The organism is Sphingomonas sp. (assembly GCF_035555815.1).
GTDB lineage: Bacteria > Pseudomonadota > Alphaproteobacteria > Sphingomonadales > Sphingomonadaceae > Sphingomonas.
In genome coordinates, this window is sequence record NZ_DATMGG010000082.1 from 1 (window position 1) to 26,201 (window position 26,201).

A 26,201-nucleotide genomic window follows, 5' to 3' on the forward strand; every position below is an offset into this window, starting at 1 on the left:
AAGCTGGCGGCGGCCGACGAACGCGCGGCGGCGCGGGCGACGCTGGCGCCGCTGCTCGCGCGGCCGACGCTGGGCGCGACGCTGGAGGGGATGGCGCGCATCCTGCCCGCCGAAAGCCATCTGGTGCGTGCCGAACGCGGCGCCGACGGGCGGCTGGCGATCGATGTCGCCGCGCCCGATCCCGATCGGCTGCGCGCCGTGTTGCGCCGCGATCCGGTGACTCAGGGTCTGCGCGACACCGGCCAGCGGCGCGGCGACGGCGCGATGATCGTGACGCTGGAGGACGGCCGGTGACGGGCGCGCCGCTGGCTTGGGCCACCGCCGCGGGGCTGGCGGTGATTCTGGCAACCGCGCCGATGATCGGCGACGCGCTCGGCGATCTGGCCGTCGCGCGGGCGGAGCGCGTTCGGTTGCGGGCCGTGATTTCTCAGCCGCCGGCATCGCACGCGGTGGTCGATCCCGGCCAGGCGATGGCGGCGGCGGATCGTGACGCCGCCAATGGCATGTTGGCGCTGCGGCTACGCCGGCTCGCGGGGCGCGGCGCGGTGCTGGTCGAGGAGGCGGTGCCCGTCGCCGACCCGGCCGGGCTGGCGCGGGTCCGCGTGCGGCTGTCGGGATCGAACGATGCGGTGATCGCGCTGGTCGATACGGTCGAGCGCGGGCCGCCGCTGGCGCGCTTCGCTCAGTGGCGGATCGACGCCAACGACGGCGCCGTGCGCTTGCAGGGCGAGGTGGTGGCGCCATGGCGATGACGCGCGTCGAGCGGATCGCGATCGTGCTGGCGATGGTGGTCGCGGTCGCGATGCCGGTCGGGCTGCTGCGCCCGCCCGCGCGCCCGGTGGCCGCAGAACCGCCGCCACCCCCGCTGACCGTCCGGGCCGGGCCGCCGCTCACCGCGGTGTTTACCCGTCCCTTGTTCGCGGCGGGTGCGAGCGAGGACGCCGCGCCCTTGCCGGCGGATGCGCCGCAACTGATCGGGGTCGTCGGGCGGATCGGGAGCGATGCCGTCGCGATGGTCCGCGGCACCGATGGCAGCAGCCGCACACTGGCGGTGGGGGAGGGCGTCGATGGCTGGACGCTCGAATCGCTGGCGATCGACGCCGCATTCTTCACGCGCGGCGGCCAGCGCCTGCGCGTACCGCTGCCCGCCGGGGACCAGTAGATCGCGCTGATGTCCGCCGGGATCAGTAGATCCCGTTGATTTCCAGCGTCAGCCGCGGGCCGGGCGGGTTGATGAGCAGGCTGCCCTTGCGCCTTAGATCGGTCTCGTGGCCGCGCAGCCGGGCATAGCGTTCCTCGGTCGCCGCCCTGGCCGCCACGCCGTCGCGCAGGATGGTCGGCTTCAGGAAGATGAAAAGCGTACGCTTGGTCTTGCCCTCGCGCCGCGACTTGAACAGCTCGCCCAGCACCGGGATGTCGCCCAGCACCGGCACCTGGCTCTTCGACTGGGTGCGATCGTCGGAGATCAGCCCGCCCAGCACGATCGTCTGGCCGTCGTCGGCCAGCACCGTGGTGTTGAGCGCGCGCTTCTGGGTGATGATGTCGGCCGCGGTAGACAATTGCGTCGGCGAGATCGACGACGCTTCCTGGCTGATCTCCAGCCGGATGGTGTCGCCCGCGTTGATGCGCGGCAGCACGCGCATGGTGATGCCGACGTCCTTGCGCTCGATCGTGGTATAGGGCGTCGCCTCGCTGCTGTTGGTCAGGATCGATCCGGTGACGAACGGCACCTCCTGCGCGACCACGAATTCGCCGACCTTGTTGTCCAGCGTGGTGAGCTGCGGCGTCGACAGCAGGTTCGACTTGGTCGAGGTGCTGAGCGCCTGCACCAGGATCGAGAAATCGTTGCCGAACGCGATGTTGCCGGTCACCCCTTCGCCCAGCAGGCTTCCGGCCGGGACGCCCAGCGTCCTGAGGATCGTGCCGAGCGAGGTCGTGCCCATCGTGCTGAACGACGTTCCCGCGCCCTCGACGTCGCTCAGCACCGCGCCGGCCGTGCCGAGCTGGACCGACAGCGCTTCGGCATCGTCGCCGACGATCTCTGCGATCGCCGCCTCGATCAGCACCTGAGGGCGGCGGACGTCGAGATCGGGGATCAGCCGCTCGATGCTGGCGATCGCGGCGGGCGTGCCGCGCACCACGATCGCGTTGATGTCAGGCGCGGGCTGGACGGTGAGGTCGGGGGTGGAGAAGCCCTGCGGCGTCGCTTCCTGCGTCTGGCCGACCGTCGAGATGCCGCTCGACGAGCCCAGCCCCGACGCGGATTGCCCGGTCAGGCCCGACTGGGCGTTGCTGTTCTGCGCGATCAGGTTGTTGAGCTGCGCGGTCGGGTTGCCCGCGCTGCCGGTGGTGCGGCGCTGGGTCAGGCTGCGCGCGACCGGATTGGTCACTGTGCCCTGATCGCCCAGGATTCCGCGCAGCACATCGGTGATCGATTCGGCGTCGGCATAGTTCAGCCGGAACACCCGCGTGACCGGCGTGGCGCCCCCCGGCGCATCGAGCGCCTGCGCCATCTTGCGCGCCTCCGCCACGGCGGCGGGCGTGCCGCGCACGACGATCGAATTGCTGCGCGCGTCGCCGGCGACACGCGCACCGCCGTCGCCCAGCACCGCCTGGAGCGACTGGGCGATGTCCGCCGCGTTGCCGTTGCGCAGGACGATGGTGGTGAAGGTCGAACCGCCGCCGCCGTCGAGCGAACGCGCCAGCGCCTCGATTCGGCGGACATTGTCGGCATAGTCGGTGACGACGATCGCGTTGGGTGCGGTCAGCGGCTCGACCGATCCGAAGCTGGCGACCAGCGGCCGCACGATCCGTGCCGCGTCGGCGGATGGGACGTTGGCCAGCCGGATCATCCGCGTCACCAGTTCCTGCCCGCCGATGCCGCGCGCGGGCACGCCGCCGTCGCGCACCGCATTCGCCGCCGGCACGATCCGCCACGCCCGGCCCGATCGCACCGCCGCATAGCCGTTGGCGCGCAGCACCGACTGGAACAGGTCCCACACCCCCGCCTGGCTGAGCGGCTCGGCGGAGGTGACGGTCACGTTGCCCTTGACCGCCGGGTCGAGGATCAACGTGCGACCGGTCAGCCGGCTGATCTGTTCGGAAACGTCGGCGATCTCGACGCCGCGCATGTTGACGACGATGTCGTTGGCCGATTCGGACGGCACCGTCTGCGCGGTCAGCGGCGCGCTGGTCAGCGCGAGCGCGAGCATGGAAAGGCGAATCGGATGGGCCACGGTGGCTGGAATTCCTAGCGTATCGGGACGGTGAGCGTGAGCCGCTTGCCGTCGCGAAGGATCTGGATCTGGGCGTTGCCTTCCTGCTGCGCTTTCAGGAAGGCGTCGCGCGCGACCTCGGGGTTGCCGAGCTGGGCGCCGTTGATGAGCTGGACCACGTCCCCCTGCTGCATACCGACCGGGGCGTTGGCGCCGACCTGATAGCCGCCCGATACCGGCCGCGCGTCGAATTTCTGCATCATCGCCACCGCCGCGCTGGTGCCGTCGGCAGGCGGCGGACCGGCGAGCGGCGGCGGTGCGGTCGACGGTGCCGGCGGCGGCGCGACCCCGGCGGGGCGGCCGGTCGCGGTCGGCGGGGCGGGGGCGGCGGGCGTCGCCTGCGCCAGCGGCTGGGGGAAACCGAGCGATTCGACGCGGCCACCGTTGCGCAACAGCACGCGCTTGGTCTCGATCGCCTCGATCGTGGCACCGGCCACCACTTCGCCGACGTGATAGGGCTTGGTCGCGCCCTCTGCCGCGATGAACGCGGTCGACAGCGATGCGGGGCGGGCGAACATCAGCCCCTTCAACTCGATCGCCAGAGTCGTCGCCGGCGCGCCCTCGCCGTTGGCGGCGGGCTTGCCGAACGGGGCCAGCGCCAGTGCCGGGGCGAGATCAGGCGGCGGCGGGGCGGGCCGCGCGGCGCGCGGAACGGTGACCGCGCCCGTGCCGGCATGGCCTAGCAGCCGCCAGGTCAGCCCGGCCAGCGCCACGCCGACGGAGACGATCACCAGCACCGTCAGCACGTCGAGCGCGCGGTTGATCCGGGCCGGGTTCCAGTCGGGCAGCGCGATCATGTGCGACGCGCCTGCGCCGGGCCAAGGTCGACGAAGCCGTCGAGCACCGCCAACGGCGTCTTTTCGCCGTCGGCCAGCACCTGCACGCGCACCTTCGCGATCTCGGGATCGTCGGTGGCGGTGCGGGTGACGCCGACCAGCCAGCGTTGGTCGAGCAGGGTCACCCGGTCCCCCTCCGCCGCGCCGGCGCCCAGCGTCAGTTCGGCCATGCGGTTCTCCGCGACCCACATCGCCGCCGCGCGGCGCTCCATCGCGCGGGTCGAATCGATATGCTGCTCGACCGCGCCGATCAGCCCGACCGTCGCGATCGCCAGCACGACCAGCGCGACCAGCGCCTCGATCAGCGAGAATCCTTCGGCGTCCGCCCGGTTCATGCGGCGGGCGCCGGGGAAGCGACGGCGGTGAGGCCATCGTAGCGGACCATCCAGCGCTGCCCGCCGCTCGACAGCGTCGCGACCAGCGGCCGGGCCGCGCCGTCCAGCCCGAGCACCATCGGCGGTGCGGCGCTGAGCGCCATCGTCATGCCGCCGGGCAGGCGATGCGGGTCGAGTGCGGCGGTGCCCTGTGGAATCGTGCCATCGGCGTTGACCGTGGCAAAGCCATAGCCACCCTTGTCGGCGGTCAGCGCGACCATGCGGTCGCCCAGCATCGCGTCGTCGGCGGCGGCCTGAAGCCGGATCGCGAATCGCCGCGCCTCGCTCTCGACCGACGGTGCGCGGGTGGCGGCGCCGATGCTGAGCGACACCGCGCCGGCCGCGACCCCGATGATCGCGAGCACGATCAGCATCTCGACCAGCGTCATGCCGGTGTCGCTGGCACGGCGCGGAATCACTTCCGGCCCACGATGTCCGCGTCGAGGCCCTCGCCACCCGGCTTGCCGTCCTTGCCCAGCGACGTCAGCGCGAAGCCGCCCGGCGCGGGCGACTGATAGACATAGGGGTGGCCCCATGGATCGACCGGCACCTCGGGCAGATAGCCTTCGGGATTCCAGTTGGGCGCCAGTGGCGGCGTTTCCGGACGTTCGGCCAGCGCCTTCAGCCCCTGCGCGGTGGTCGGATAGTCGCCGTTGTCGAGCCGATAGAGTTTGAGCGCGGCCGAAATGGTGTGGAGATCGGCGTTGGCGGTGGTCACCCGCGCCTGATCGGGGCGGTTGAGAATGCCGCTGCCGACGATCATCCCGGCGACGATCGCGATGATCACCAGCACCACGATCATCTCGACCAGCGTGACGCCGGCTTCGCCCGGCCGGGCGGCTCGCACCTTGCGGCAGCGCGCGCGCGCTGCCACGGTGTCACGAAACTGTCGGAAAAGAATGCGCATTCGCGGTCCCATGGCCCTTGCCCGTGACACATCCATTACAGCGGAAGCGATGGGGAACGCCAGCGCCCCCATTGCCGCGCGCAGCGGGGTGTGGCGGCTCGACGGCGAGAAGCCCGTTCCAGTCACCGCCGACGGCCCCGCGACGCTGCTGGTGCCGACCGAGGCGGTGCGGCTGATCGCGGCCGACTTGCCGATCGCCAGTCGCGCCAAACGACTCGCCGCGCTGCCCTTTGCCGTCGAGGATCTGATCGCCGAGCCGGTCGAGAGCGTCCATCTGGCCTTGGGGGCGGAGATCGCACCCAAACGCTATCTGGTCGGCGTGGTCGGCCGCGTTCGCATGGCGGCGTGGGTCGCGGCGGCTGACGCTGCGGGGCTGGGCGCCGCCGCGCTGGTGCCCGATGCGCTGGCGCTGCCCCTGCCCGATGCCGGCGGCTGGGCAGTCGGGCTGGAGCCGGCGCGCGCGGTCGTGCGGTCGGCCGACGGCACCGGATTCGCCATCCCGGCCGCGATGCTGCGAACCGCCTGGGAAGGGGCCGGACGCCCGCCCGCGACCGGCTATGGCGATGCGCTGCCCGAGGAGATGGGCGCGGCCGGCGCCGATCTCGGCGCCGATTCGGTGGCGGAACGATTGCGCGCGCCCGCGCTCGATCTGCGGCAGGGCGACTATGCCGTGCGCCGCCGCCGGGTGCCGGGGGTTGGCCGGCGGCTGGCGTTGATCGTCGGGCTGGGCGTGCTGGCGCACACCGGCATCGCCGCCGCCGACACGCTGATGCTGCGGCGGATCGCCGATACGCGCGCCGACGATCTCAGGACGCTGGTCGCGACGAAGGCGCCGGGCGCCAACCTATCTGGCGACGATCTGGCGGGCACCGTCGCCGACCTGATCCCCCGCGCCGCTGCCGGGGGAGACAATCCGTTCCTGCCACTGGCGACGCGCGTTTCGACCGCGCTGGCGCCGATGGCGGGATCGGTGCCGGTCAAGACGATGCGCTTTTCCGGCGGGGTGCTGACCATCGCGGTCGATTCGAGCGATCCGGCGCTGGCGGCGCGCATCAACGCCGCGCTGCGCGAGGGTGGGGTGGACGCGACCGTCGCCGCGCGGGGCGACGGCATCACCATCACCTTGGGGACGGCGGCATGATCGCGCCGCGCCTCACCGACAGCCCGGCCGTCCAGCGCATCGCCGCGTGGTGGAGCGGGCTGAGCCAGCGCGAGCGGATCATGGTCGGCGGGCTAGGCGTGGTGCTGACCGGGCTGGTCCTGGTGCTGGGCGTGATCCAGCCGCTGCACGCGGCGCGCACGCGCGCGCTGGCCGACATCCGCACCTATGACATGCTGAAGGCGCGCGTCGCCGCCGCCGGCGCGCTCGGGCCCAGCGGCCCGCCGCCGCGCACCGGCCCACCGGTCACGATCATCACCAACGCCGCGACGGGGTTCGGCCTGACCATCCAGACCGAAGCGGTGCTCGGCGGCATCCGCGCCACGGTGAGCGAAGGCAGCTATGACGCGGTGATGAACTGGCTGGCCGATATCGCCCGCAACAGCAGTTTGTCGGTGACGCGCGTCGATCTGGGCAAGGGCGGCACGCCCGGCACCGTGGGCGCCACCGTAGAGTTTCGCGAATGACCGCCGCGATCACCGCGCCGTCGCGGCTGCCTTATGCCTTTGCGCGCAACGGGGGCGTGCTGCTCGGGTCCGAGCCCGACGGCGGTCGCGTCTGCCTGCACCGCGCCGATGCGTCGCTCGATGCGCTGCTCGAGGTGCAACGGATCGCGCCGGGGGTCGGGTTCGTCCCGGTCACGCCGGCGGCGTTCGATGCCGAATTGTCGCGCGTCTATGGCGAAGGCGCCGCGCAGGCCGCCGAGTTCGAGATGGACGAGATGGACCTGGCCGCGCTGGCGGACAGCGCGGCGGCGGTCGACGACCTGCTCGACAGCCGCGACGATTCGCCCGTCATCCGCCTGATCAACGCGCTGCTGCTCGAAGCGATCAAGGAAGGCGCGTCCGACGTCCATGTCGAGACGACGGAAAAGAAGCTCGTGGTCCGCTTTCGTATCGACGGCGTGTTGCGCGACATCGTCGAGCCGCAGCGCGCGCTGGCGCCGCTGCTGGTCAGCCGGATCAAGGTGATGGCGAAGCTCGATATCGCCGAAAAGCGGGTGCCGCAGGACGGCCGCGTGACGCTGCGCATCGGCGGGCACGACGTCGACGCGCGCGTGTCGACCATCCCTACCCAGCATGGCGAGCGCGTCGTGATGCGCCTGCTGGAAAAGGGCTCGCTCAAGCTCGACCTGGGCGGGCTGGGGATGAGCGAGCGCGATGTCGAGACGTTCCAGCGCCTGCTCGACAAGCCGCACGGCATCCTGCTCGTCACCGGCCCGACCGGGTCGGGCAAGACCACCACGCTCTATTCGGCGCTGACCCGGCTGAACGATCGCAAACGCAATGTGATGACGGTCGAAGATCCCATCGAATATGAACTGCCTGGCGTCGCGCAGACCCAGGTCAACCCGCGCACCGACATGACCTTCGCACGCGGCCTGCGCGCGATCCTGCGGCAGGATCCCGACGTCATCATGGTCGGCGAGATTCGCGATCACGAGACGGCGGAGGTCGCGGTGCGATCGGCGATGACCGGCCATTTCGTGCTGTCGACGCTCCACACCAACAGCGCGATCGGATCGGTGACGCGGCTGGTCGACATGGGGGTGGAGCGGTATCTGCTCGCGCCGATGGTGGTCGGGCTGGCGGCGCAGCGGCTGGTGCGGCGGCTGTGCCCCGATTGCCGCTGGCAGGACAGCGCGAGCGAGGCCGATTCGCGGCTGCTCGGCGGCGCGCTGAAACCGGGCAAGGCGATCTGGCGCGCCGGCGGTTGCGACCACTGCCACGGTGAGGGCTATCGCGGCCGCGCCGGGCTGTACGAGGTGGTGGCGGTCGATGAGGCGTTGCAGGGCATGATCCACGACGGCGCATCCGAGGCCAAGCTGGAGAAGGAAGCGCGCAAGAAGAATCCGTCGCTGCTCGACGATGGCGTCGCCAAGATCCGCGCCGGCACCACCACCGTCGAGGAGGTCGCGCGGGTCACGCGTGAGGAGGGGTAGCCACATGCGATGCGCGCGCTTTCCGTTCGCACTGAGCCTGCCGAAGCGCCGCCTTTCTCTCCGGCACCCGGCAGAAGAAGAAGGGCAGGGCTTCGACAAGCTCGGCCCGAACGGATTTTAGGGGCCTATGCCCGCTTACGCCTATCGCGCCGCTGACAAGTCCGGCGCCACTCGCAAGGGTATCGTCGAGGCGTCGTCGCCCGCCGCCGCCCGCGCGGCGCTGCGTGAACAGACTTTGCTGCCACTGTCGGTCGAGCCTGCGTCCGAGGGGCGGGTCGGGGTCGGCCAGTTCCGGCTGCCGCGTTTTCGCAAGGGGATCACCGCGCGCCAGCTCGCGACGCTGACCCGCCAGATCGCGACGCTGGTCGGCTCCGACATCCCGGTCGAGGAGGCATTGCGGCTGGTCGCCGCGCAATCGGAGGCGGGGCCGGTCAGTTCTCTGCTGCTCGCGGTGCGCGGCAGCATCCTCGACGGGCGCAGCTTCGCCGCCGCACTGGCGAACCACCCCCGCGAATTCCCCGAATTCTACCGCGCGTCGGTGGCGGCGGGCGAAAGTTCGGGGCGGCTGGCGCATGTGCTGGGTCACCTCGCCAATTTCGTCGAGACGCGGCAATCGAACGGGCAGAAACTGCAACTGGCGCTGCTCTATCCGGCGTTGCTGGCGGTGGTATCGATCGGCGTGATCGTCCTGCTGATGATCTATGTCGTGCCCGATATCGTCCGCGTGTTCGTTTCGCGCGGCGCCGAACTGCCGTTCTTGACCCGCGCGCTCATCGCCATGTCCAGCTTCCTCCAGCATTACGGGCTGTGGCTGGGGATCGCGATCGTCGTCTCGGTGCTGGCGTTCGCGCGCTGGGCGAGCATCCCGGCGAACCGGCTGCGGATGGACCGTTTCTTCGTCGAGCACCGCCCGTTCCGGCGCTTCGTCCGCCAGCACAACGCCGCGCGCTTTGCCGGCAGCCTGGCGACATTGGTCGAAAGCGCGGTGCCGCTGGTCGAGGCGTTGCAGGCGGCGGCGGCGGTGACGCCCAACCTCTATGTCCGCACGCGCGCGGCGCATGTCGCGACGCGGGTGCGGGAGGGCGTCAGCCTGCGCGCGGCGATGACCGAGGCGCAGGTGTTTCCCACCATGCTCACCGCTCTGGTCGCCAGCGGTGAAAGTTCTGGCAAGCTCGCCCCCGCGCTCGGCCGCGCCTCGTCCGAACTGGAGCGTGAGCTGGACGCGCTGGTTGCGACGCTGGTCGCGCTGGTCGAGCCGATGGTGCTGCTGCTGATGGGCGCGATGGTGCTGCTGATGGTGCTGGCGATCCTGCTGCCGATCATCAACCTCAACAATCTGGTGACGCTGTAACGGGGAGGGCGGATGCGGCGCGGGTGGACAATATGTCCCACCGCCCCGCTCTGGTCAGGTCGGCGCACGCCGTCTAAGGCCGCGCCGTGACCGCGCTTCGCCTCTTTGTCCGTGACCATCGCGTGCTGGCCGCCTGGCTGGTCGTGCTGGCGTTGGCGATGAAGCTGGCGGTGCCGGCGGGCTTCATGACCAGCACCCAGGCCGGCGCGATCACGGTCGAGGTGTGCAACGGCACCGGGCCGATGACCATCGCCATTCCCGGCCTGCCCGACAAGCCGGCCGATCCCGGCACCAAGGAACAGCCCTGTGCCTTCTCCGGCCTGTCGGCACCGTCGCTGGCGGGAGCCGATCCAGTGCTGCTGGTCGCGGCGATCGCGTTCGTGTTCGCCTATGCGATCCGCCGCGAGACGCCGGTCGCGGCGCGGGCGCCCGCCTATCTGCGTCCGCCGCTCAGGGGTCCTCCCGCGCGCTGATGTCCGCCGCCGGCACCGCCGGCCGTGCCCCATCAGTCACAGGAAACCCCCATGCCCACGTCATTGCTGGGCGCGACGCTGCCCGCGCTCGCGCTGCTCTCTCCCGTTCCCGTCGAGGACGACCCCCAGCGCCCCGACATCGTCGTCACCGCCGGCCGCGAGGCGGAGGGCACCCGCGCCTCGATCGATGCCGAGACGATCGCCGCGAAGATCAACGCGATCAACGTCGAGGATACGATCAAATATCTGCCGAGCCTGATCGTGCGGAAGCGTCACATCGGCGATACCCAGGCGCCGATCGCCACCCGCACCTCTGGCCTGGGCGCCAGCGCGCGCAGCCTGATCTATGCCGACGGCGTCTTGCTGTCGGCGCTGATCGGCAACAACAATACGTCCGCCTCGCCGCGCTGGGGCATGGTCAGCCCGGAGGAGATCTCGCGGATCGACGTCAGCTACGGCCCCTATGCGGCGGCGCGGCCGGGCAATTCGATCGGCGCGGTGGTCGAGATCACCACGCGCCTGCCCGATCGGCTGGAGGCGACCGCGCACGGCGCGATCAACGTCCAGAACTATGAAAAATACGGCACCGACGAGACGCTGCCGTCGCGCCAGTTCAGCGCGACGATCGGCGACCGCTTCGGCTCGCTGACCTTGTTCGCCAGCCTCGATCACGTCGACAGCCAGGGGCAGCCGCTCGGCTATGTCACCGCCGCCGCCGGCACCGGATCGACGGGGATGGCGGCGACCGGCGGGTTCGCCGACCGCAACCGCACCGGCGGCGCGATCCGCGTGCTCGGCGCGACCGGCCTCGAGCATCAGCGGCAGGACCGCTACAAGCTCAAGGCCGCGCTCGACCTCACGCCCGGCGTGACGCTCACCTATGTCGGCGCGCTGTTCCTCAATACCACCGATGCCCGGTCGGAAACCTATCTGAGCGACGCCGCCGGCGCGCCCGCCTACGCCGGTACGTTCCTGATCGACGGGCGGCCCTACACCGTCGCGGCCAGCGCCTTTTCCAACGGCACCTACCGATCCGACACGCGCCACTGGTCGCATAGCCTGTCGGCCGGCGGGCAGGGCGGGCCGGTCGCGTGGCAGGTGATCGGCAGTTCCTATGCGTTCGACCGCGACGAACAGCGGATACCGGGCACCGCGCTGCCCGGCGCGGCGGCGGGCGGGGCGGGGACGATCACCCGGCTCAACGGCACCGGCTGGCGCACGCTCGATGCCAGCGCGTCGTGGCGTGGCCTGAGTGTCGGCGGCCATTGGGACGCGTTCCGGTTGGCGAGCGACCGCTTTGCCACGCGCGACTGGCGCTACGGGGATGCCGGGGAGGTCAACCTCGCCTCGCGCGGGAAGACCCGCACCATAGCGCTGTGGGCGCAACAGGTCGTGCGGCCGATCCCGGCGCTGAGCGTGACGATCGGCGGGCGGCACGAATGGTGGAAGGCGTTCGACGGGCGCAACTTCTCGCTCAGCCCCGCCATCGCCGCGCAACAGCCCGAATTGTCGGCGGCGCGCTTCTCGCCCAAGGCATCGCTGGCGTGGGATATCGGCGATCGCTGGACGGTGCGTGGTTCCTACGGCCGGGCGTGGCGCTTTCCGACGGTGTCCGAACTCTACCAGCTCGTCACCACCCCGGTGCCGGCGGTGCCCGATCCGAACCTGCGCCCGGAACGGGCGGATTCGCAGGAACTGGCGCTGGAGCGGCGCGACGGGCGCGGCACGATGCGGCTGGCGCTGTTCAACGAGGTCGTCGCCGACGCGCTGGTCGGCCAGAGCGGGCCGCTGAACGGCACGACGACGATTGCCACCTTCGTCCAGAACGTCGAGCGTACCCGCGCGCGCGGCGTCGAGCTGTCGTTCGACCGCCGCGATCTGGTGCCGCGGTTCGATCTGGCCGGCAGCGTCACCTATGCCGACGCGGTGACCAGCGCCAACGCCGCGGCGCCGGCGTCAGTGGGCAAGCTGATCCCCGGCGTCCCCCATTGGAAGGCATCGCTGGTGGCCACGTGGCGGCCGGACGACGCGGTGTCGCTCACCGCCGCCGGGCGCTACACCAGCCGCATCTTCGGCACGCTCGACAACAGCGATGCGGTCGGGGATACCTATCAGGGCTTCGATCGCTATCTGGTGGTCGATCTGCGTGCGGCGTTCCGGGTCGGGCGGCGGTGGTCGCTGGGGCTGGGCGTCGATAACCTGACCAACGACCGCTATTTCCTGTTCCATCCGTTCCCGCAGCGGTCGATCACGGCGGACGCCACGCTGAAATTGTAACGCGATACCGGCCGGGCGGCGCGTGCTTAAGCTTTGTTAACCAAAGCGCGCTAGCCCGGCAGGGTGAACCTTGGCCGTATCTTGCAATCGTGGCTTCCGCAGCGCCGCTCCGGCGATGCTGCGGCGTCCGCGCGCGGGATGGGCTGGCGGAAGATGCTGGCCTGCGCCGTGGCGGTCAGCCTGTTGGTCGGCGTTCTGGAGATCGGCCAGCCGATCGAGGATTACTACCGCATGGCGCGCAACGCTGTGCGCCAGCACCCGCCGTCGGGCGACATCGTCGTCGTCGGCATCGACGACCATAGCCTGGAACAGGTCGGCAGCTGGCCCTGGCCGCGCACGCGCCACGCCGAACTGGCGACGCGGCTGAAGGAGGCCGGCGCGCGCCGCATCTTCTTCGACGTCTTTTTCAATGCACCGAGTACGCCGGCCAGCGACCGCGCGTTCGCGAAGGCGATCGGCCGCGCTGGCAATGTTTCGCTGGCGGCGATGTATTCGCGGGATCGCTCGACCAGCGCGCTGCGCGCGAAGTTGCCGCTCATGGAATTCCAGCGCGTGAGCAAGACGGTCAGCGTCGCAATTTCCTATACGGGCATGCTGTCCATCCGCGAGATGCCCTATCGCACGCGATACGGGGCGATCACGATTCCATCGATGGCGGCGGCGCTGGCGGAGGTCGACGGCCCTGTCGGAGAGAGTTTTCCGCTGGATTACGCCGTCGATACCCGCAGGATTCCGACGATCAGCGCGGGGGACGTGTTGACCGGCCGGCTAAAGCCCGGCGCGATCGCCGGCAAGGACGTCGTGGTCGCGGCCACCACGGTCGAGATGGGCGATCTCTACTACGTTCCCGGCGTCGGGCAGGTGAACGGCGGCTATCTGAACGTCGTGGGCGCCGAAACGCTCAAGGAAGGGCGTCCGGTCGCGATCGGCTGGTTCCTGCCGCTGGTCGTCGCCTTCCTGCTCGCGCTCGCCTATCTGGCGATCGCGCGGCGCTGGGTCGGGCGGCTGGCGATCGCGCTGGCGCTGGCCAGCGTCACCGTCCTGCCGCTGGTCACCGAAGCGCGGCTGGTCTTCTTCGACGTCATTCCCGCGGTCCTGCTGATCGGAATCGTCACCATCAGCCGCGCCTGGGCCAATTTCCGCCAATCGTACAAGGTGCGCGGCAACATCAATCCGGTATCCGGCCTGCCCAACCTCAACGCGCTGCGCAGCGAGGGGCCGGCGGATGACGCCGTGCTGGTCGCCGCGCGCGTGCGCAACTATGCCGAGATCACCTCCGCGCTGCCGTCGGAGAGCGAGCGGGCGCTGGTCGGGCAGATCGTCGCCCGGCTGGCGCTCGGCGCGCGGGGTGCCCGGATCTATCAGGGCGACGAAGGGATCTTCGCCTGGGTTTCGCAAGCGGAAATCGCCGGCCCCGACCAGCTCGACGCGCTCCACGCGCTGTTCCGCAGCCCCGCGCTGATCGACGGTCGCGCGGTCGATCTGGCGGTGACCTTCGGGATCGACGGTGGTGGCGAGCGCGACCTGGCCAACCGGATCGGTGCCGCGCTGGTCGCCGCCGACGACGCCGCCACCGAGGGGCTGCGCTGGAAAGTCTATGATCCGGCCAAGCTGGCCGACGCCGAATGGAAGCTTTCGCTGCTCGGACGGCTCGACGCGGCGATCGGCAGCGGCGAGATCTGGGTCGCCTATCAACCTCAGCTCGAGCTGGCGACGGGACGGATCACCGGTGCCGAGGCGCTGGTACGCTGGTCGCACCCGGAAAAGGGCGAGATCAGCCCGCAGGAATTCGTGCTCGCCGCCGAACAGCATGATCGTATCGACAAGCTGACCGAGTTCGTCCTGTCCGACGCGATCAACGCCGCCGCCGCGTTCGAGGCGCGGGGCATCGCGTTCGACGTCGCGGTCAATATTTCGGCGCGGCTGCTCGAACGGCCGGGGCTGGTGGACGTGGTGCGGTGGCTGTTGCTCGATTCACGTCTCGAACCGGGACGTCTGACGCTGGAGGTGACCGAATCAGCGGCGATGACCAGCGGCCGCACATCGATTCGAACCCTTGAGGAACTTGGTTCTCTCGGCATTAATGTTTCGATCGATGACTATGGTACGGGCTTCTCCACGCTCGAATACTTCAAGCGGATTCCGGCGACGGAAGTGAAGATCGACCGCAGCTTTGTCGCCTCGATCGACCGTAACGCCAGCGACCGCGTCATGGTGCGATCGACGATCGAATTGGCGCATTCCATGGGAAGAACCGTTGTTGCAGAAGGGGTTGAGCGACCGGAAATACTTGCCGAGCTAACCAAATTGGGGTGCGATCGTGCCCAGGGCTATCTGATCGGCCGGCCGATGAAGTTGATCGGGCTGACCAAGCTGTTGTTGGAGCGGGCGAAATCCGATGCCGCCTGACTTAACAGCAATGGTAAATATCTTGTAAACCATCTCTCGCTTTGGTACAGGCTCCCTCGCGTGCTGTCTCGTGACGGTACGGGATGTTTCTTTGGGAGCTTTTCTATGAAGAAGATGCAGCGCCCGGCCCGTGGTCTCTGGGACTGGCTTTCGACCGGTGACTGGAATGGTGCCGCCGGCGGTACTGGCGTGAACGGCTAAGCCGACGCCAACCGACGTAAAGATAAAAAGCCCCGGTTCCGCCGGGGCTTTTTTCTTGCCTGCCAAATTCGTTGGCTGGCACAGCGGCTCGGCACCGGCCGGAACATCCTTCGCGCCGGATCATTCCCCATGGACATTGGGCCAGTGGTGGAAATTGGGAGATGGCGATGACCAGGATCTTGGCGATGACCGCGCTTCTCGTCGCGGCGGCCGGCTGTGCGAACGAAGGGACGACCCCGGCAGCAAGCCCGGCAGGGGCCTCCGCGGTGGCCGATCTGGTCGATGCGAGCGGCGCGACCGTCGCGCACGCCACCGCGATCGAAAGCGGCGGCGCGATCCGCATCAACATCGACGCCACGGCGGTGCCGTCCGGCATCCATGGTACGCATGTTCACACGGTCGGCCGCTGCGACGCGCCTGACTTCACCACCGCCGGTGGACACTGGAATCCCGGCAGCACGATGCACGGCGTCGAGAATCCGCATGGCCCCCATGCCGGCGACATGCCCAATCTGACGATCGGCGCCGATGGCCGGGGCACCCTGGCGATCACGCTGCCGGCGGGGACGCTCGACGCCATGCTCGATGCCGATGGCGCGGCGATCGTCATCCACGCGGCGGCGGACGACCTCAAGACCGATCCGTCGGGCAACAGCGGCGCGCGCATCGCCTGCGGCGTGTTCCGCCGCGCGTAGATCGCGGCGCTAGGCGGTGGCGGCCAGGGAGTAGCGCGCGACGGCGTCGTAGCGTGCACGCTCCCGGCCGAGGTGGCTTTCGAACAGCAGGAAATGGTCGAGCGTGAACGCCGGGGAAGCCAGCCCGGCGTGATCGGCGAGGAACCCGGCGACGCGCTCCATCGGCACGTTCAGCCGCGCCAGCGTGATATGCGGCAGGAACGCGCGCGGATCCGGGGCGCAGCCGGCACGAACCAGGGCCGCGTCGATCTTGCGGTGAAGCGCGGTGACGGGGCCGTGCGGGCGCACGCCGGCCCACAGGGTGTTGACCCGCCCGCGCGTGTCGAACGCGCCGACACCCTCCACCGCCAGCGCGACGGGTGGCGCGTGGATCGTGTCCAGCGCCGACGCGATGTCCTCTGCCTGCGGACGATCGACCTCGCCGATGAAGCGCAGCGTCAGGTGGAGCTGGTCGTCGTCCTGCCAGCGTGCCCCCGGCACGCCGCTCATCGTCGCGCGCAGGGCATCGCGGATGTCGGGCGGCGGCCGCAAGCCGATGAAGAGCCGGTGCATGGAATGTTTCTAAATGTTGCTGGCGCCGCAGGCGACCCGGTTTCGCTTGAAAGCCGGCGCCACAAGGGCGATATTCCCGCTATCCGGCACCGTTGCCGGGCAAAGGAGCTATTTGGAAATGGCAAACTGGTCTGACCCCCGGACGGGCGCCGCGACTTTCGCGCCGACCGCCGCGCGCGCTGGCGCGTACGACGAGGGGCTCCGGTCCTATATGCTGTCGGTCTACAACCGCATGGCCTCGGGCGTGCTGCTGACGGGCATCGTCGCGCTGCTGTTCGCCTATTCGGGCGCGGCGGCGACGGTGATGACCACGCCGCTGGCGTGGGTGATCATGCTCGCGCCGCTCGGCTTCGTGTTCGCGCTCAGCTTTGGCGCCAATCGCATGACCACCGCCACGATGAGCCTGTTGTTCTGGGCGTTCGCGGTGGTGATGGGCCTGTCGCTGTCGACGGTGTTCCTCGCCTATACCAACACCTCGATCGCCGGCGCGTTCTTCGCGACCGCCGCGGCTTTCGCCGGCCTCAGCCTCTACGGCTACACCACCAAGCGTGATCTGGCGCCGTTCGGCACCTTCCTGATCATGGGCGTGGTCGGCCTGATCGTGGCGAGCCTGGTCAATCTGTTCCTGCAGTCGGGTCCGATGGGCATGGTGATCAGCGCGATCGGCGTGCTGCTGTTCGCCGGCCTGACCGCCTATGACACGCAGAAGATCAAGAGCCTCTATTTCGAGGTTGCCGGCACCGACATGGCGGGCAAGACCGCGATCCTCGGCGCGCTCAACCTCTATCTCGATTTCATCAACATGTTCCTGTTCATCCTGCGTCTGTTCGGCTCCAGCCGCAACTGACCCGGTCGTCAGGATTGGTCCTGCAGAGGCCCGGCGGGGAGACCTGCCGGGCCTTTTTCGTGCGCGACTGCCGGAACGCCGCGCGCCGCCATCCGTTGTTCATCCGTAACAGCCAGGAGAGAGGCGATGACCGCCATCGACGACAAAGCGAAAACGCCCGCCGACGCCCCGGCCGACGCTCCGACCCATGCCAAGGACGCCGGTCAGGATGCGTCGATCGAGAAGCGTTTGAAGCGCGACCCGGAAAGCAAGGAGGCGCGACTGGATCGCGCGCTCGACGAATCGATGGACGCCAGCGATCCGCCCGCGTCGACCCAGCCGGTCCACAACCACGAACCGCCCGCATCATCGGGCTATGACGAACAGGCGGAAAAGGCGCGCCAGCGCGGCGACTGAGCCCGGTATTACCCGGCGGGCACCAGTTCGATGACGTCGAGTACCGATTCGAACGCCGGATAGGGCAGGGTCAGCCGCCAGCGTCGTTCGTCGATCCGCTCGACCAGCCCGGCCATGTCGCGCGCGCCGTCGAATCCGTAGCGCAGCGACACCGTCTCGTCGCCGAGCATCAGTGTGCCGAGGAAGACCGCGCGTGCGCTATCGTCGGGTAGGATCCGGCCCGACGGCCGTTGTTGCCCGCCGCGCGTGGCCAGGCGGCGTGAGTCGCCCTCGCCGTCTATCCGGCAATCGAACGCGGGATAGGCGGTGAAGGCGGGCGTCGCGGGCGCCTTGCTGCCCAGCTTGAACACCCGGCAGCGATAGTCGCCGGCCGGGGGCAGCGGGTCGGGCAGGGCATGGTCGGGGACGAACAGGTCACCCTCTGCCGTCAGATCGCCGCTCCGGTCGGCGGCGTTGACCTGCGCCAGAGCCTCCACCCATCCGCTGCGCCACCGACGCAGGCGATCGCGGTCGGCAGTGGTGGCGATCGCGCGCCAGGTGGCTGGGCTTGGCCGATGCTCCGAAACCAGCGGCTTGTCACCGCACGCGGCCAGCAGCGTGCAGGCGAGAAGGATGGCTGATGTCCGCATCGGCGCGACTGTGCCCGTCCGTGGCGCGGCTGCCAAGCGGTTTACCGATGGCAGACGCTGGCCGCTCGCCATTTGCCGGAAGCGGTTCGGCGGGGTGCCCCCGCCCGCGCGCCTGAACTCGAACGCGCGAGGGGCGGGGGTAGCCAGTGAAGGCGTAGGCGCGGTCGTGACCGCGGGTGGACCGACCCTCCCGAATATTGGCGACGTAGTCGCCCAATCCCGCCGTCATCCAGGCTCGACCCGGGATACACGTCACACGCCTGTCGCCAGGATGACGGTGGAATCGCGCGGAACGATGGGCGTGACGGAGAGCCAGCGCCATGCCGTCCTATGCGGCGGTCCAGCCGCCATCGACCGACAGGTTGGCGCCGGTGATCTGCGCCGCCTCGTCGCGGCACAGGAACAGCGCCAGCGCGGCCACCTGATCGGGCTGGACGAATTCCTTGGTCGGCTGCGCCTCCAGCAGCACATCGTTGATGACCTGCTCGCGGGTCAGCCCGCGCGTCTTCATCGTGTCGGGGATCTGGTTCTCGACCAGCGGCGTCCAGACATAGCCCGGCGAGATCGCGTTGACCGTGATGCCGAAGGTGGCGGTTTCCAGCGCCACCGTCTTGGTCAGCCCGGCGATGCCGTGCTTGGCGGCGACATAGGCCGATTTATTGGGGCTGGCGACCAGGCTGTGCGCCGATGCGGTGGAGATGATCCGGCCCCATTTCTTCGCCTTCATGTGCGGTACGACGGCGTGCATCACGTGAAAGGCCGACGACAGGTTGATCGCGATGATCGCGTCCCATTTCTCCGTCGGGAAATCCTCAATCGCGGCGACGTGCTGGATGCCGGCGTTGATCACGACGATGTCGGGCCCGCCCAGCTCTTCATGCGCGCGCTGGATCATCGCCGCGATCTGATCGGGCTTCGACATGTCGGCGGGATCGTACAGCGCGGGCGCGCCGCTTGCCTCGGCCAGCGCGGCGCGTTCGGTCTCGATCGCTGCGGCATCGCCGAAACCGTTGATCATCACCGCCGCGCCCGCGCCCGCGAACGCCTTGGCATAGGCGAGGCCGATGCCCGAGGTGGAGCCGGTGACGACGGCGGTCTTGCCCTTGAGGAACATGCGAGAGACTCCTGACTAGCTAACGGCGGGTAAGGTCGAATGCGGCGGTCTTGCCGTCGAGAATGTTGCGAGCGACCAGCTGGGCGTTGGCGATGGTATCCGTCACCGCCGCCCGCCCGGCGTCCCAATGCTCCCGCATGGTCCGGGCGGAGAACTCGAAGTCGCGCGCGCCCCCCTCCCAGGCATTGGCGCGATAGATCAGGTGGACGACGTTGACCGGCCGTTCGTCGGCGGCGCGGGCCAGCGCCTGCACGTCGGGATCGGCGGCCAGTTCCGCCGGCAACTTGGCGATCAGCTTGCGGATCTGTTCGCGTTCCTGGCGCAGCTTCAGCCGTTCGGTCGAAACCTGGCGGGTCCGGCTGGAAAAGCGGATTTCCTTCTCCCGCGCGGCGACGTCCAGAATGGTGCGCGGCATGTCCGCCGCCGAGGAGAACAGGTCGACCTGAAACACCAGCGTGTCGTCGACCTGATGGTCGAGCACATGCGTCAGCGGGGTGTTCGACACCAGTCCGCCGTCCCAATACCAGCGCCCGTCGATCTCGATCGGCGGCAGGCCGGGCGGCAGCGCGCCCGATGCCATGATGTGGCGCGCGTCGATGCGGTCGGTGTTGGTGTCGAAATAATAGAAATTGCCGCTTTCGACATCGACCGCGCCGACCGACAGCCGCATCGGCCCGTCGTTGAGCAAGTCCCAGTCGACCAGCGCGTCGAGGGTTCTCGCCAGTGGCGCCGAATCGTAGAAGCTCAGCGCCTGCGGCGTACCGGGCGTGGCGAACATCGGCGGCAGCGCGCGCGGGGTGAAGAAACCGGGCACCCCCGCCAGCATCACCGCGCCCGCCGACCATTCGTGGACGAACTCGCGGATCTGGTCCTGCGGAAAGATCGGGAAGCTGGGCAGCGACGAACCGGTCGCATCCCAAAAGCTGCGCAGCCGTTCCAGCCGCCGTTCGGGCGGGTTGCCGGCGATGATCGCGGCATTGACCGCGCCGATCGAGATGCCGGCGACCCAGTCGACCGCGACCGAGGCTTCGGCCAGCGCCTCGAATACGCCGGCCTGATAGCTGCCCAGCGCGCCGCCGCCCTGGAGCACCAGCGCCACGCAGGGCGGCAGCGGCAGCGCCGACGGCTTTCGGGCGGGGCGAGTCGCGCGGGGATCGGCGTCGGCCATGCCCGGTTCCATGACGCGCGGGGCGGGGCGGGGCAAATGAAATCCGGTTCAAAATTGCCCGGGGCAGGGGCGGTCCGGCGCAGCGCGCGCCGATTGCCGTCCGCACCGGGAAGGGTGGCCGGCCACCTTCCTCGACTTCGCGCGGCGGCGGCGGCAAAGAGCGGGGGATGGACCAGTTCGACACCCTCGAAGCGACGATTCGCGAGCGGCTGACCGCCGACCCCGCCTCCTCCTATGTCGCCAAGCTCGCGCACCGGGGCCGCGCCAAGATCGCGCAGAAGCTGGGCGAGGAGGCGGTCGAGACCGTCATCGCCGCGATGACGGGCGATCGCGCCGAACTGACCGGCGAGGCGGCGGACCTGATGTTCCACCTGATCGTCCTGCTCGCCGACGCCGGGGTCTCGCTCGACGACGTCCGCGCCGAACTGGCGCGGCGCGAGGGCGTGTCGGGGCTGGACGAGAAGGCCGCCCGCCCAAGCGCCTGATCCCGTCGTCTGACGCCATATTGGAGCCGTAACATGCCGATCGACGCCACCCAGCCCTATGACGACCAGAACATCTTCGCGAAGATCCTGCGCGACGAGATTCCGTCGAAGCGGGTCTATGAGGATGACTTCGCGCTCGCCTTCCACGACATCAATCCTCAGGCGCCGCATCACATTCTGGTGATTCCCAAGGGCCGCTATGTCTCTTGGGACGATTTCAGCGCCACGGCGTCGGAGGCGGAGATCGCCGGCTTCGTCCGCGCGGTCGGCCATGTCGCCCGCGCCGCCGGATGGGTCGCGCCGGGCTATCGCCTGCTCGCCAACACCGGCCCGGACGGGCATCAGGAGGTGCCGCACCTCCACGTCCATGTTTTTGCCGGCGGTCCGCTGGGCCCGATGCTGGCGCGCCCGCTGTCATAACGCTGCAATGAAGGGATTGCGCTGCCCGGTTTTGGGGTTAGGTTTCGGCCGCAACGACAATTGCGGCTCGCCCATCAGCGGCGCGGGCTGCCCCCGGGGGAATTGTTCATGATATTTGGGCGCGTAAAGCCACTAGACGCGATCCTGGCGACGGCGGAGAAGAAATCGCTCCATCGCTCGCTGGGGTGGTTCCAGCTGACCCTGTTCGGGATCGGTTGCGTGATCGGCACCGGCATCTTCGTGCTGACCGCCGCCGGCGCGCAAAAGGCCGGGCCGGGCCTGCTGCTCGCTTTCGCCATCGCCGGTGCGGTCTGCATCATCGCCGCGCTGTGCTATGCCGAGATCGCCGCGATGGTACCGGTCGCCGGCTCCGCCTATACCTATACCTACGCGACGATGGGCGAGTTGCTCGCCTGGACGGTCGGCTGGGCCCTGATCCTCGAATATGCCGTCGCGGCCAGCGCGGTGGCGGTCGGCTGGTCGGGCTTCTTCTCCGGCACCATCCTCAACGAGTTCCTCGGCGTCCAGCTTCCGGCATGGCTGTCGGGCGCGCCGCTGGCGCTCGGCGGGGTCGCGGGTGGCCTCATCAACCTGCCCGCCGTCGTCATCTCGCTGCTGATCACGTGGCTGCTGATGATCGGCACGACCGAGAGCGCGCGCGTCAATGCCGTCCTGGTCGCGATCAAGGTGACGGCGCTCGTCGCCTTCATCGGGATCACGCTGACATCGGCCTATTTCGATGCCGATCGCTTCAATCCGTTCCTGCCCGCGGGCGTGTTCGGCGGGTTCGGCACCGGCGTCGGCGCGGTTGGCGCGGCGGCGACGATCTTCTTCGCCTATGTCGGCTTCGACGCGGTCTCGACCGCGGCCGAGGAAACCAAGAACCCGCAGCGCAACGTGCCGATCGGCCTGATCGGCTCGCTGCTGTTCTGCACCGTCTTCTACATTCTGGTCGCCGCCGGCGCGATCGGTACGATCGGCGGTCAGCCGATCATGGGGCCGAACGGCATCCCGTTCCCCGCCGGGTCGGAAGAGCTGGCGCGCCAGTGCGCCACCTATCCCGCCGACACGCTGCCGCTGGTCTGCTCGAACGAGGCGCTGGCGCACGTGCTGCGCATGATCGGTTGGTCGGGTGTCGGCAACGCCGTCGGCGTCGCCGCGATGCTGGCGCTGCCGTCGGTCATCCTGATCCTGATGTTCGGCCAGACGCGTATCTTCTTCGTGATGAGCCGTGACGGCCTGTTGCCGGAGAAGCTGTCGGCGGTGCATCCGAAATGGCACACGCCCTATATCGTCACCGCCGCCACCGGCATCGCGGTTGCGATCGCCGCGGCGTTCCTGCCCGTGGGCCGGCTCGCCGACATCGCCAACGCCGGGACGCTGTACGCCTTCATGATGGTGGCGATCGCGGTGATGATCCTGCGCCGGACCGCCGCCGACCGCCCGCGCATGTTCAAGACACCGGCGCTGGCGCTGCTCGGCCCGTTGACGATCGTGGGCTGCGTGTTCCTGTTCTTCAACCTGCCGATGGACGCGATGCTGGTCCTGCCGATCTGGGGCGCGATCGGCCTGGTGATCTACTTCGGCTACAGCCGCCGGGCGAGCCATCTCGGTCGCGGCATTGTCGAGGTGCACGAATCCGAGATCGCCGACATTGCGCCTGACGTGCCCGGAACACATTGATCCCGGCGCAGGCGCGCCGGACCCAAAGGAAAAGGCCGGGGAGTGTCCTCCCCGGCCTTTTTCATGTCCGCGATGATCGGTTGGATCAGGCGGGGATCTTCTCCGCGATCAGCGCCTTCAGATCGGCGCGCGGGCGGGCACCGACGTGGCTGATGATTTCCGCCGCGCACACCGCGCCGATGTGCATCGAGCGATCGAGCGGCACGTTGTTGGTGATGCCGTAGAGCACGCCGGCCGCGAACAGATCGCCCGCCCCGGTGGTGTCGACGACGTCGACCGCCCGCGCCGGCACGTCGAAGCGGATGTCGTTGTACATCGCCAGCGCGCCCTGTTCGCTGCGAGTGACGACCAGCACGCCGACTTCCTTGTGCGCGCGCACCAACGCCGCCTCGAGATCGTCGGTCTGGCACAGCGCCAGCAGTTCCTTCTCGTTGGCGAACAGGATGTCGATCGTGCCGTCATCGACCATGCGGCGGAAATCGTCGCCGTGGCGTTCGATGCAGAACACGTCGCTGAGCGTGAAGGCGACCCAGCGGCCCGCGTCCTTGGCGACTTCGATCGCGCGCTTCATCGCCGCGCGCGGTTCTTCGGGATCCCACAGATAACCCTCGAGGTAGAGGATCTTGCTGGCGCGGATCATGTCCTCATCCAGCGCGGAGGCCGGCAGGAACTGCGACGCGCCCAGGAAGGTGTTCATCGTGCGCTGCCCGTCGGGCGTCACCAGGATCAGGCACCGCGCGGTCGACGGTTCGCCGGCGCGCGTCACGGTGGTGTAGTCGACCCCGGTCGCCTTGATGTCGTGCGCGAACACCTGGCCGAGCTGGTCGTCGGCGACCTGGCCGATAAAGCCCGCGCGCCCGCCCAGCGCCGCGACGCCGGCAACGGTGTTCGCCGCCGATCCGCCGCTGACTTCCTGGCCCGCCTTCATCTTGGCATAGAGCGCATCGGCCTGTTCGGGGGAGAACATCAGCTGCATCGATCCCTTGGTCATCCCCTCCTCGGCGATGAAGCTGTCATCGGCATCGGCAAGGATGTCGACGATCGCGTTACCGATCGCGACGACGTCGTACTTGGTATCCACACACATCTCCTGAACTCTAATGGACGGCCCCTAGGCATAGAGCGCGTCAGGCGCAACGTTTCGACAGCGCGGGCGCCGCACGATAGAGAGACGGAGATGATCGCGGCCTTCCTTCTTTCGCTTCGCCAGCTTGGCGATCCACGCGTGCTGCGGGTGCTGGTCAAGTCGCTGGTGGTGACGCTGGCGGCGATGGCGACGCTGGGCGTGGCGCTGTGGTTCGCGGCGCGCGCGCTGGCGCGGTGGATCGGCGCGGCGGCGGGCACGGCCGATCTGGCGGGCGCGCTGGCGGTGCTGGTCGGCGTGGCGTTTGGCTGGCTGCTGTTCCGCATCATCGCGATCGCCGTGATCGGTCTGTTCGCCGACGAGGTGGTCAACGCGGTCGAGGCGCGCCACTATCCCGCCGCGCTCGCCAGCGCGCGGAGGGTGCCGCTGGCACGCGGCGTGGCGATGGGGCTGCGATCGGCCGGCCGCGCGCTGATCGTCAACGTCGCCGCCAGTCCGCTCTATCTGATGCTGCTGGTCACCGGCGTCGGCACCGCGATCGGGTTCTTCGCGATCAACGCCTGGCTGCTCGGCCGCGACCTGGCCGACATGGTCGCGGCGCGGCACATGGATGCGCGCGCGATGGCCGCGTTCCGCAGCGATACCGTCGTGCGGCGCTGGACGCTGGGCGCGGTAGCGACGGCGCTGATGCTGGTTCCGTTCGTCAACCTGATCGCCCCGGTGCTGGGCGCGGCGATGGCGACGCATGTGTTCCACCGGAGACTTGAAGTATGAGAATTCCCGCCGTCGTCATCCTGGGATCGCTGGTCGGCGCCTGCGCCACGGGATCGGCGCCACCGCCGCGCCCGGCGAGCGCGATCCCGGTGCCGCCGCCGATCGCCTATGCCACCACCGGGCTGGAGCGCGTGGTCGGCCAGACCGCCGCCGGGCTGACCGGCGTGTTCGGCAAGCCCGACGTCGATATCGCCGAGGGCACCGCGCGCAAATTGCAGTTCGGCAGCCGCATCTGCGTACTCGACGCCTATCTGTACCCCCCGAAGGACGGGCGGGGTGACGCCGTGGTGACGCATATCGATACCCGCCAGCGCGACGGCAGCACCATCGACCGCGCCAGTTGCGTCGCCGCGCTCAGCCGGCGCGAGGGGGGCAAATAGCGCGCGCCCTTGCCCGTTCGTGCTGAGCTTGTCGAAGCACCGCTCTTTTCGGCGCTGGCAGAGAAGGACGATGCTTCGACAAGCTCAGCACGAGCGGGGAAAGGTGGTCGGTTCCAATCGCTCCAGCGCCCACTCCGCCGCTTCGGCGACGATGGGGTCGGGATCTTCGAGCAGCCTGCGCGCCGCTCCCGCCAGCGCCGCGTCGCCGCTGTTGCCCGCCGCGATCAGGCAGTTGCGGACCATCCGGTCGCGGCCGATGCGCTTGATCGGCGATCCCGCGAACACCGCGCGGAAGCCGGCGTCGTCCAGCGCGAGCAGATCGCCCAGCGCCGGCGCGACCAGTTCGGCGCGCGGCAGGAACGCCCGGTTCGCCGCCGCCTGATCGGCGAACTTGTTCCACGGGCACACCGCCAGGCAATCGTCGCAGCCGTAGATGCGGTTGCCGATCGCGGCGCGGAATTCGTGCGGGATCGGTCCCTTGTGCTCGATGGTCAGGTACGAAATGCACCGCCGCGCATCGAGCCGATAGGGCGCGGGAAAGGCATTGGTCGGACACGCCGTCTGGCAGGCGGCGCAACTGCCGCAGCTACCGGGCGGCAGCGCGTCGGGGGCGAGGTCGAGCGTGGTATAGATCGCCCCCAGGAACAGCCAGCTGCCGTGGTCGCGGCTGACCAGATTGGTGTGCTTGCCCTGCCAGCCCAGCCCGGCCGCCTCCGCCAGCGGCTTTTCCATCACGGGGGCGGTATCGACGAACACCTTGATGTCCGCGC

The 26,201-nt window shown here is 69.4% G+C and carries 28 protein-coding genes and 1 pseudogene; 18 read left to right on the plus strand and 11 right to left on the minus strand.

The annotated features are described in order from the left end of the window. The 3 genes and pseudogenes from VNR91_RS04630 to VNR91_RS04640 form a co-directional block, all read left to right on the plus strand. A pseudogene (locus VNR91_RS04630) lies at positions 1–294 on the plus strand (hypothetical protein); the annotation flags it as partial. Then, positions 291–752: a hypothetical protein gene (locus VNR91_RS04635; RefSeq protein ID WP_325489615.1), complete on the plus strand. Its 462-nt coding sequence runs from the start codon at positions 291–293 to the stop codon at positions 750–752. The pseudogene VNR91_RS04630 and the gene VNR91_RS04635, both read left to right, overlap by 4 nt. Beyond that, on the plus strand, positions 743–1,162 hold the full coding sequence (locus tag VNR91_RS04640) for a hypothetical protein (RefSeq protein ID WP_325489616.1): 420 nt from the start codon (positions 743–745) through the stop codon (positions 1,160–1,162). Before VNR91_RS04635 ends, VNR91_RS04640 begins: the two co-directional genes overlap by 10 nt. Before the next feature lie 22 nt (positions 1,163–1,184). Here the strand turns inward: VNR91_RS04640 and gspD are convergent, their stop codons facing one another. From gspD to gspG, 5 genes are read right to left on the minus strand one after another with little or no spacing between them, the layout of a single operon-like run. Next, positions 1,185–3,212 carry a type II secretion system secretin GspD gene (gene gspD / locus VNR91_RS04645; protein WP_325489617.1) on the minus strand — a complete coding sequence of 676 codons (2,028 nt, stop codon included), beginning with the start codon at positions 3,210–3,212 and terminating at the stop codon, positions 1,185–1,187. Positions 3,213–3,250: 38 nt separating this feature from the next. Beyond that, the gene (locus VNR91_RS04650; RefSeq protein ID WP_325489618.1) at positions 3,251–4,072 is read right to left on the minus strand and encodes a type II secretion system protein N; all 822 of its coding nucleotides are present in this window, start codon (positions 4,070–4,072) and stop codon (positions 3,251–3,253) included. Further along, entirely contained in the window at positions 4,069–4,446 is a 378-nt protein-coding gene (gene gspI, locus VNR91_RS04655; RefSeq protein WP_325489619.1) for a type II secretion system minor pseudopilin GspI, read from the minus strand. Before gspI ends, VNR91_RS04650 begins: the two co-directional genes overlap by 4 nt. After that, positions 4,443–4,904, minus strand: coding sequence for a prepilin-type N-terminal cleavage/methylation domain-containing protein (locus VNR91_RS04660; RefSeq protein WP_325489620.1), 462 nt, complete (start codon positions 4,902–4,904; stop codon positions 4,443–4,445). Before VNR91_RS04660 ends, gspI begins: the two co-directional genes overlap by 4 nt. Beyond that, a complete protein-coding gene (gene gspG / locus VNR91_RS04665) occupies positions 4,901–5,332 on the minus strand; it encodes a type II secretion system major pseudopilin GspG (RefSeq protein ID WP_325489621.1) in 432 nt (143 codons plus the stop codon). Before gspG ends, VNR91_RS04660 begins: the two co-directional genes overlap by 4 nt. 109 nt (positions 5,333–5,441) lie before the next feature. On the opposite strand from gspG, the gene gspL reads away from it, so the two are divergent. The 8 genes from gspL (at position 5,442) to VNR91_RS04705 (ending at position 15,899) form a co-directional block, all read left to right on the plus strand. Continuing rightward, on the plus strand, positions 5,442–6,533 hold the full coding sequence (gene gspL, locus VNR91_RS04670; protein WP_325489622.1) for a type II secretion system protein GspL: 1,092 nt from the start codon (positions 5,442–5,444) through the stop codon (positions 6,531–6,533). Next, positions 6,530–7,018, plus strand: a complete 489-nt coding sequence (gene gspM / locus VNR91_RS04675; protein ID WP_325489623.1) for a type II secretion system protein GspM — start codon at positions 6,530–6,532, stop codon at positions 7,016–7,018. The genes gspL and gspM overlap by 4 nt, the downstream gene beginning before the upstream one ends. Continuing rightward, on the plus strand, positions 7,015–8,493 hold the full coding sequence (gene gspE / locus VNR91_RS04680) for a type II secretion system ATPase GspE (RefSeq protein WP_325489624.1): 1,479 nt from the start codon (positions 7,015–7,017) through the stop codon (positions 8,491–8,493). The genes gspM and gspE overlap by 4 nt, the downstream gene beginning before the upstream one ends. Before the next feature lie 127 nt (positions 8,494–8,620). Next, a complete protein-coding gene (locus VNR91_RS04685; protein ID WP_325489625.1) occupies positions 8,621–9,844 on the plus strand; it encodes a type II secretion system F family protein in 1,224 nt (407 codons plus the stop codon). 86 nt (positions 9,845–9,930) lie between these two features. Beyond that, on the plus strand, positions 9,931–10,317 hold the full coding sequence (locus VNR91_RS04690; protein ID WP_325489626.1) for a DUF2946 family protein: 387 nt from the start codon (positions 9,931–9,933) through the stop codon (positions 10,315–10,317). 51 nt (positions 10,318–10,368) lie between these two features. Further along, entirely contained in the window at positions 10,369–12,594 is a 2,226-nt protein-coding gene (locus tag VNR91_RS04695; protein ID WP_325489627.1) for a TonB-dependent receptor, read from the plus strand. A gap of 153 nt (positions 12,595–12,747) precedes the next feature. Then, positions 12,748–15,003, plus strand: coding sequence for an EAL domain-containing protein (locus tag VNR91_RS04700; protein WP_325489628.1), 2,256 nt, complete (start codon positions 12,748–12,750; stop codon positions 15,001–15,003). Between the two features lie 368 nt (positions 15,004–15,371). Beyond that, complete coding sequence (locus VNR91_RS04705; RefSeq protein WP_325489629.1) at positions 15,372–15,899, plus strand: superoxide dismutase family protein; 528 nt, start codon at positions 15,372–15,374, stop codon at positions 15,897–15,899. A gap of 9 nt (positions 15,900–15,908) precedes the next feature. On the opposite strand, the gene thpR is transcribed toward VNR91_RS04705, so the two are convergent. Next, the gene (gene thpR, locus VNR91_RS04710; RefSeq protein WP_325489630.1) at positions 15,909–16,451 is read right to left on the minus strand and encodes an RNA 2',3'-cyclic phosphodiesterase; all 543 of its coding nucleotides are present in this window, start codon (positions 16,449–16,451) and stop codon (positions 15,909–15,911) included. 118 nt (positions 16,452–16,569) lie between these two features. Between thpR and VNR91_RS04715 the strand changes: the two genes are divergently transcribed. Together VNR91_RS04715 and VNR91_RS04720 are read left to right on the plus strand one after the other, a co-directional pair. Beyond that, complete coding sequence (locus VNR91_RS04715; protein ID WP_325489631.1) at positions 16,570–17,298, plus strand: Bax inhibitor-1/YccA family protein; 729 nt, start codon at positions 16,570–16,572, stop codon at positions 17,296–17,298. A 126-nt stretch (positions 17,299–17,424) separates the two neighbouring features. Then, the gene (locus VNR91_RS04720) at positions 17,425–17,694 is read left to right on the plus strand and encodes a hypothetical protein (RefSeq protein WP_325489632.1); all 270 of its coding nucleotides are present in this window, start codon (positions 17,425–17,427) and stop codon (positions 17,692–17,694) included. 8 nt (positions 17,695–17,702) lie between these two features. Here VNR91_RS04720 and VNR91_RS04725 read toward each other — a convergent pair whose 3' ends face one another. The 3 genes from VNR91_RS04725 to VNR91_RS04735 all read right to left on the minus strand — a co-directional run bounded on the left by VNR91_RS04725 (position 17,703) and on the right by VNR91_RS04735 (position 20,605). After that, on the minus strand, positions 17,703–18,323 hold the full coding sequence (locus tag VNR91_RS04725; RefSeq protein ID WP_325489633.1) for a DUF4893 domain-containing protein: 621 nt from the start codon (positions 18,321–18,323) through the stop codon (positions 17,703–17,705). 328 nt (positions 18,324–18,651) lie between these two features. Further along, positions 18,652–19,437, minus strand: coding sequence for a 3-hydroxybutyrate dehydrogenase (locus VNR91_RS04730; RefSeq protein WP_325489634.1), 786 nt, complete (start codon positions 19,435–19,437; stop codon positions 18,652–18,654). Positions 19,438–19,456: 19 nt separating this feature from the next. Then, on the minus strand, positions 19,457–20,605 hold the full coding sequence (locus VNR91_RS04735) for a patatin-like phospholipase family protein (RefSeq protein WP_325489635.1): 1,149 nt from the start codon (positions 20,603–20,605) through the stop codon (positions 19,457–19,459). A gap of 167 nt (positions 20,606–20,772) precedes the next feature. Here VNR91_RS04735 and VNR91_RS04740 point away from each other — a divergent pair, with 167 nt between their 5' ends. The 3 genes from VNR91_RS04740 (at position 20,773) to VNR91_RS04750 (ending at position 23,193) form a co-directional block, all read left to right on the plus strand. Continuing rightward, the gene (locus VNR91_RS04740) at positions 20,773–21,090 is read left to right on the plus strand and encodes a phosphoribosyl-ATP diphosphatase (protein ID WP_325489636.1); all 318 of its coding nucleotides are present in this window, start codon (positions 20,773–20,775) and stop codon (positions 21,088–21,090) included. 33 nt (positions 21,091–21,123) lie between these two features. Further along, positions 21,124–21,510, plus strand: coding sequence for a histidine triad nucleotide-binding protein (locus VNR91_RS04745; RefSeq protein WP_325489637.1), 387 nt, complete (start codon positions 21,124–21,126; stop codon positions 21,508–21,510). Between the two features lie 108 nt (positions 21,511–21,618). After that, entirely contained in the window at positions 21,619–23,193 is a 1,575-nt protein-coding gene (locus VNR91_RS04750) for an amino acid permease (RefSeq protein WP_325489638.1), read from the plus strand. Between the two features lie 85 nt (positions 23,194–23,278). On the opposite strand, the gene VNR91_RS04755 is transcribed toward VNR91_RS04750, so the two are convergent. Further along, on the minus strand, positions 23,279–24,274 hold the full coding sequence (locus VNR91_RS04755; RefSeq protein WP_325489639.1) for an adenosine kinase: 996 nt from the start codon (positions 24,272–24,274) through the stop codon (positions 23,279–23,281). 96 nt (positions 24,275–24,370) lie between these two features. On the opposite strand from VNR91_RS04755, the gene VNR91_RS04760 reads away from it, so the two are divergent. Further along, positions 24,371–25,051 (plus strand): EI24 domain-containing protein, encoded by a 681-nt coding sequence (locus VNR91_RS04760; RefSeq protein WP_325489640.1) that lies wholly within the window; start codon positions 24,371–24,373, stop codon positions 25,049–25,051. Beyond that, a complete protein-coding gene (locus VNR91_RS04765; RefSeq protein WP_325489641.1) occupies positions 25,048–25,431 on the plus strand; it encodes a hypothetical protein in 384 nt (127 codons plus the stop codon). The genes VNR91_RS04760 and VNR91_RS04765 overlap by 4 nt, the downstream gene beginning before the upstream one ends. 84 nt (positions 25,432–25,515) lie before the next feature. Here the strand turns inward: VNR91_RS04765 and queG are convergent. Next, positions 25,516–26,201, minus strand: a 686-nt coding sequence (gene queG, locus VNR91_RS04770) for a tRNA epoxyqueuosine(34) reductase QueG (protein WP_325489642.1), incomplete at its 5' end; no start/stop codon positions are given.

Coding starts and splice junctions, on each gene's coding strand:
- VNR91_RS04685 (WP_325489625.1), top strand. CDS start 8,621: ATGCCCGCTTACGCCTATCGCGCCGCTGACAAGTCCGGCGCCACTCGC.
- VNR91_RS04640 (WP_325489616.1), top strand. CDS start 743: ATGGCGATGACGCGCGTCGAGCGGATCGCGATCGTGCTGGCGATGGTG.
- VNR91_RS04760 (WP_325489640.1), top strand. CDS start 24,371: ATGATCGCGGCCTTCCTTCTTTCGCTTCGCCAGCTTGGCGATCCACGC.
- VNR91_RS04730 (WP_325489634.1), bottom strand. CDS start 19,437: ATGTTCCTCAAGGGCAAGACCGCCGTCGTCACCGGCTCCACCTCGGGC.
- VNR91_RS04745 (WP_325489637.1), top strand. CDS start 21,124: ATGCCGATCGACGCCACCCAGCCCTATGACGACCAGAACATCTTCGCG.
- VNR91_RS04750 (WP_325489638.1), top strand. CDS start 21,619: ATGATATTTGGGCGCGTAAAGCCACTAGACGCGATCCTGGCGACGGCG.
- VNR91_RS04720 (WP_325489632.1), top strand. CDS start 17,425: ATGACCGCCATCGACGACAAAGCGAAAACGCCCGCCGACGCCCCGGCC.
- gspI (WP_325489619.1), bottom strand. CDS start 4,446: ATGAACCGGGCGGACGCCGAAGGATTCTCGCTGATCGAGGCGCTGGTC.
- VNR91_RS04735 (WP_325489635.1), bottom strand. CDS start 20,605: ATGGCCGACGCCGATCCCCGCGCGACTCGCCCCGCCCGAAAGCCGTCG.
- gspE (WP_325489624.1), top strand. CDS start 7,015: ATGACCGCCGCGATCACCGCGCCGTCGCGGCTGCCTTATGCCTTTGCG.
- VNR91_RS04765 (WP_325489641.1), top strand. CDS start 25,048: ATGAGAATTCCCGCCGTCGTCATCCTGGGATCGCTGGTCGGCGCCTGC.
- VNR91_RS04705 (WP_325489629.1), top strand. CDS start 15,372: ATGACCAGGATCTTGGCGATGACCGCGCTTCTCGTCGCGGCGGCCGGC.
- gspD (WP_325489617.1), bottom strand. CDS start 3,212: ATGCTCGCGCTCGCGCTGACCAGCGCGCCGCTGACCGCGCAGACGGTG.
- gspM (WP_325489623.1), top strand. CDS start 6,530: ATGATCGCGCCGCGCCTCACCGACAGCCCGGCCGTCCAGCGCATCGCC.
- VNR91_RS04725 (WP_325489633.1), bottom strand. CDS start 18,323: ATGCGGACATCAGCCATCCTTCTCGCCTGCACGCTGCTGGCCGCGTGC.
- VNR91_RS04740 (WP_325489636.1), top strand. CDS start 20,773: ATGGACCAGTTCGACACCCTCGAAGCGACGATTCGCGAGCGGCTGACC.
- VNR91_RS04700 (WP_325489628.1), top strand. CDS start 12,748: ATGCTGGCCTGCGCCGTGGCGGTCAGCCTGTTGGTCGGCGTTCTGGAG.
- VNR91_RS04695 (WP_325489627.1), top strand. CDS start 10,369: ATGCCCACGTCATTGCTGGGCGCGACGCTGCCCGCGCTCGCGCTGCTC.
- VNR91_RS04650 (WP_325489618.1), bottom strand. CDS start 4,072: ATGATCGCGCTGCCCGACTGGAACCCGGCCCGGATCAACCGCGCGCTC.
- gspL (WP_325489622.1), top strand. CDS start 5,442: ATGGGGAACGCCAGCGCCCCCATTGCCGCGCGCAGCGGGGTGTGGCGG.
- VNR91_RS04715 (WP_325489631.1), top strand. CDS start 16,570: ATGGCAAACTGGTCTGACCCCCGGACGGGCGCCGCGACTTTCGCGCCG.
- thpR (WP_325489630.1), bottom strand. CDS start 16,451: ATGCACCGGCTCTTCATCGGCTTGCGGCCGCCGCCCGACATCCGCGAT.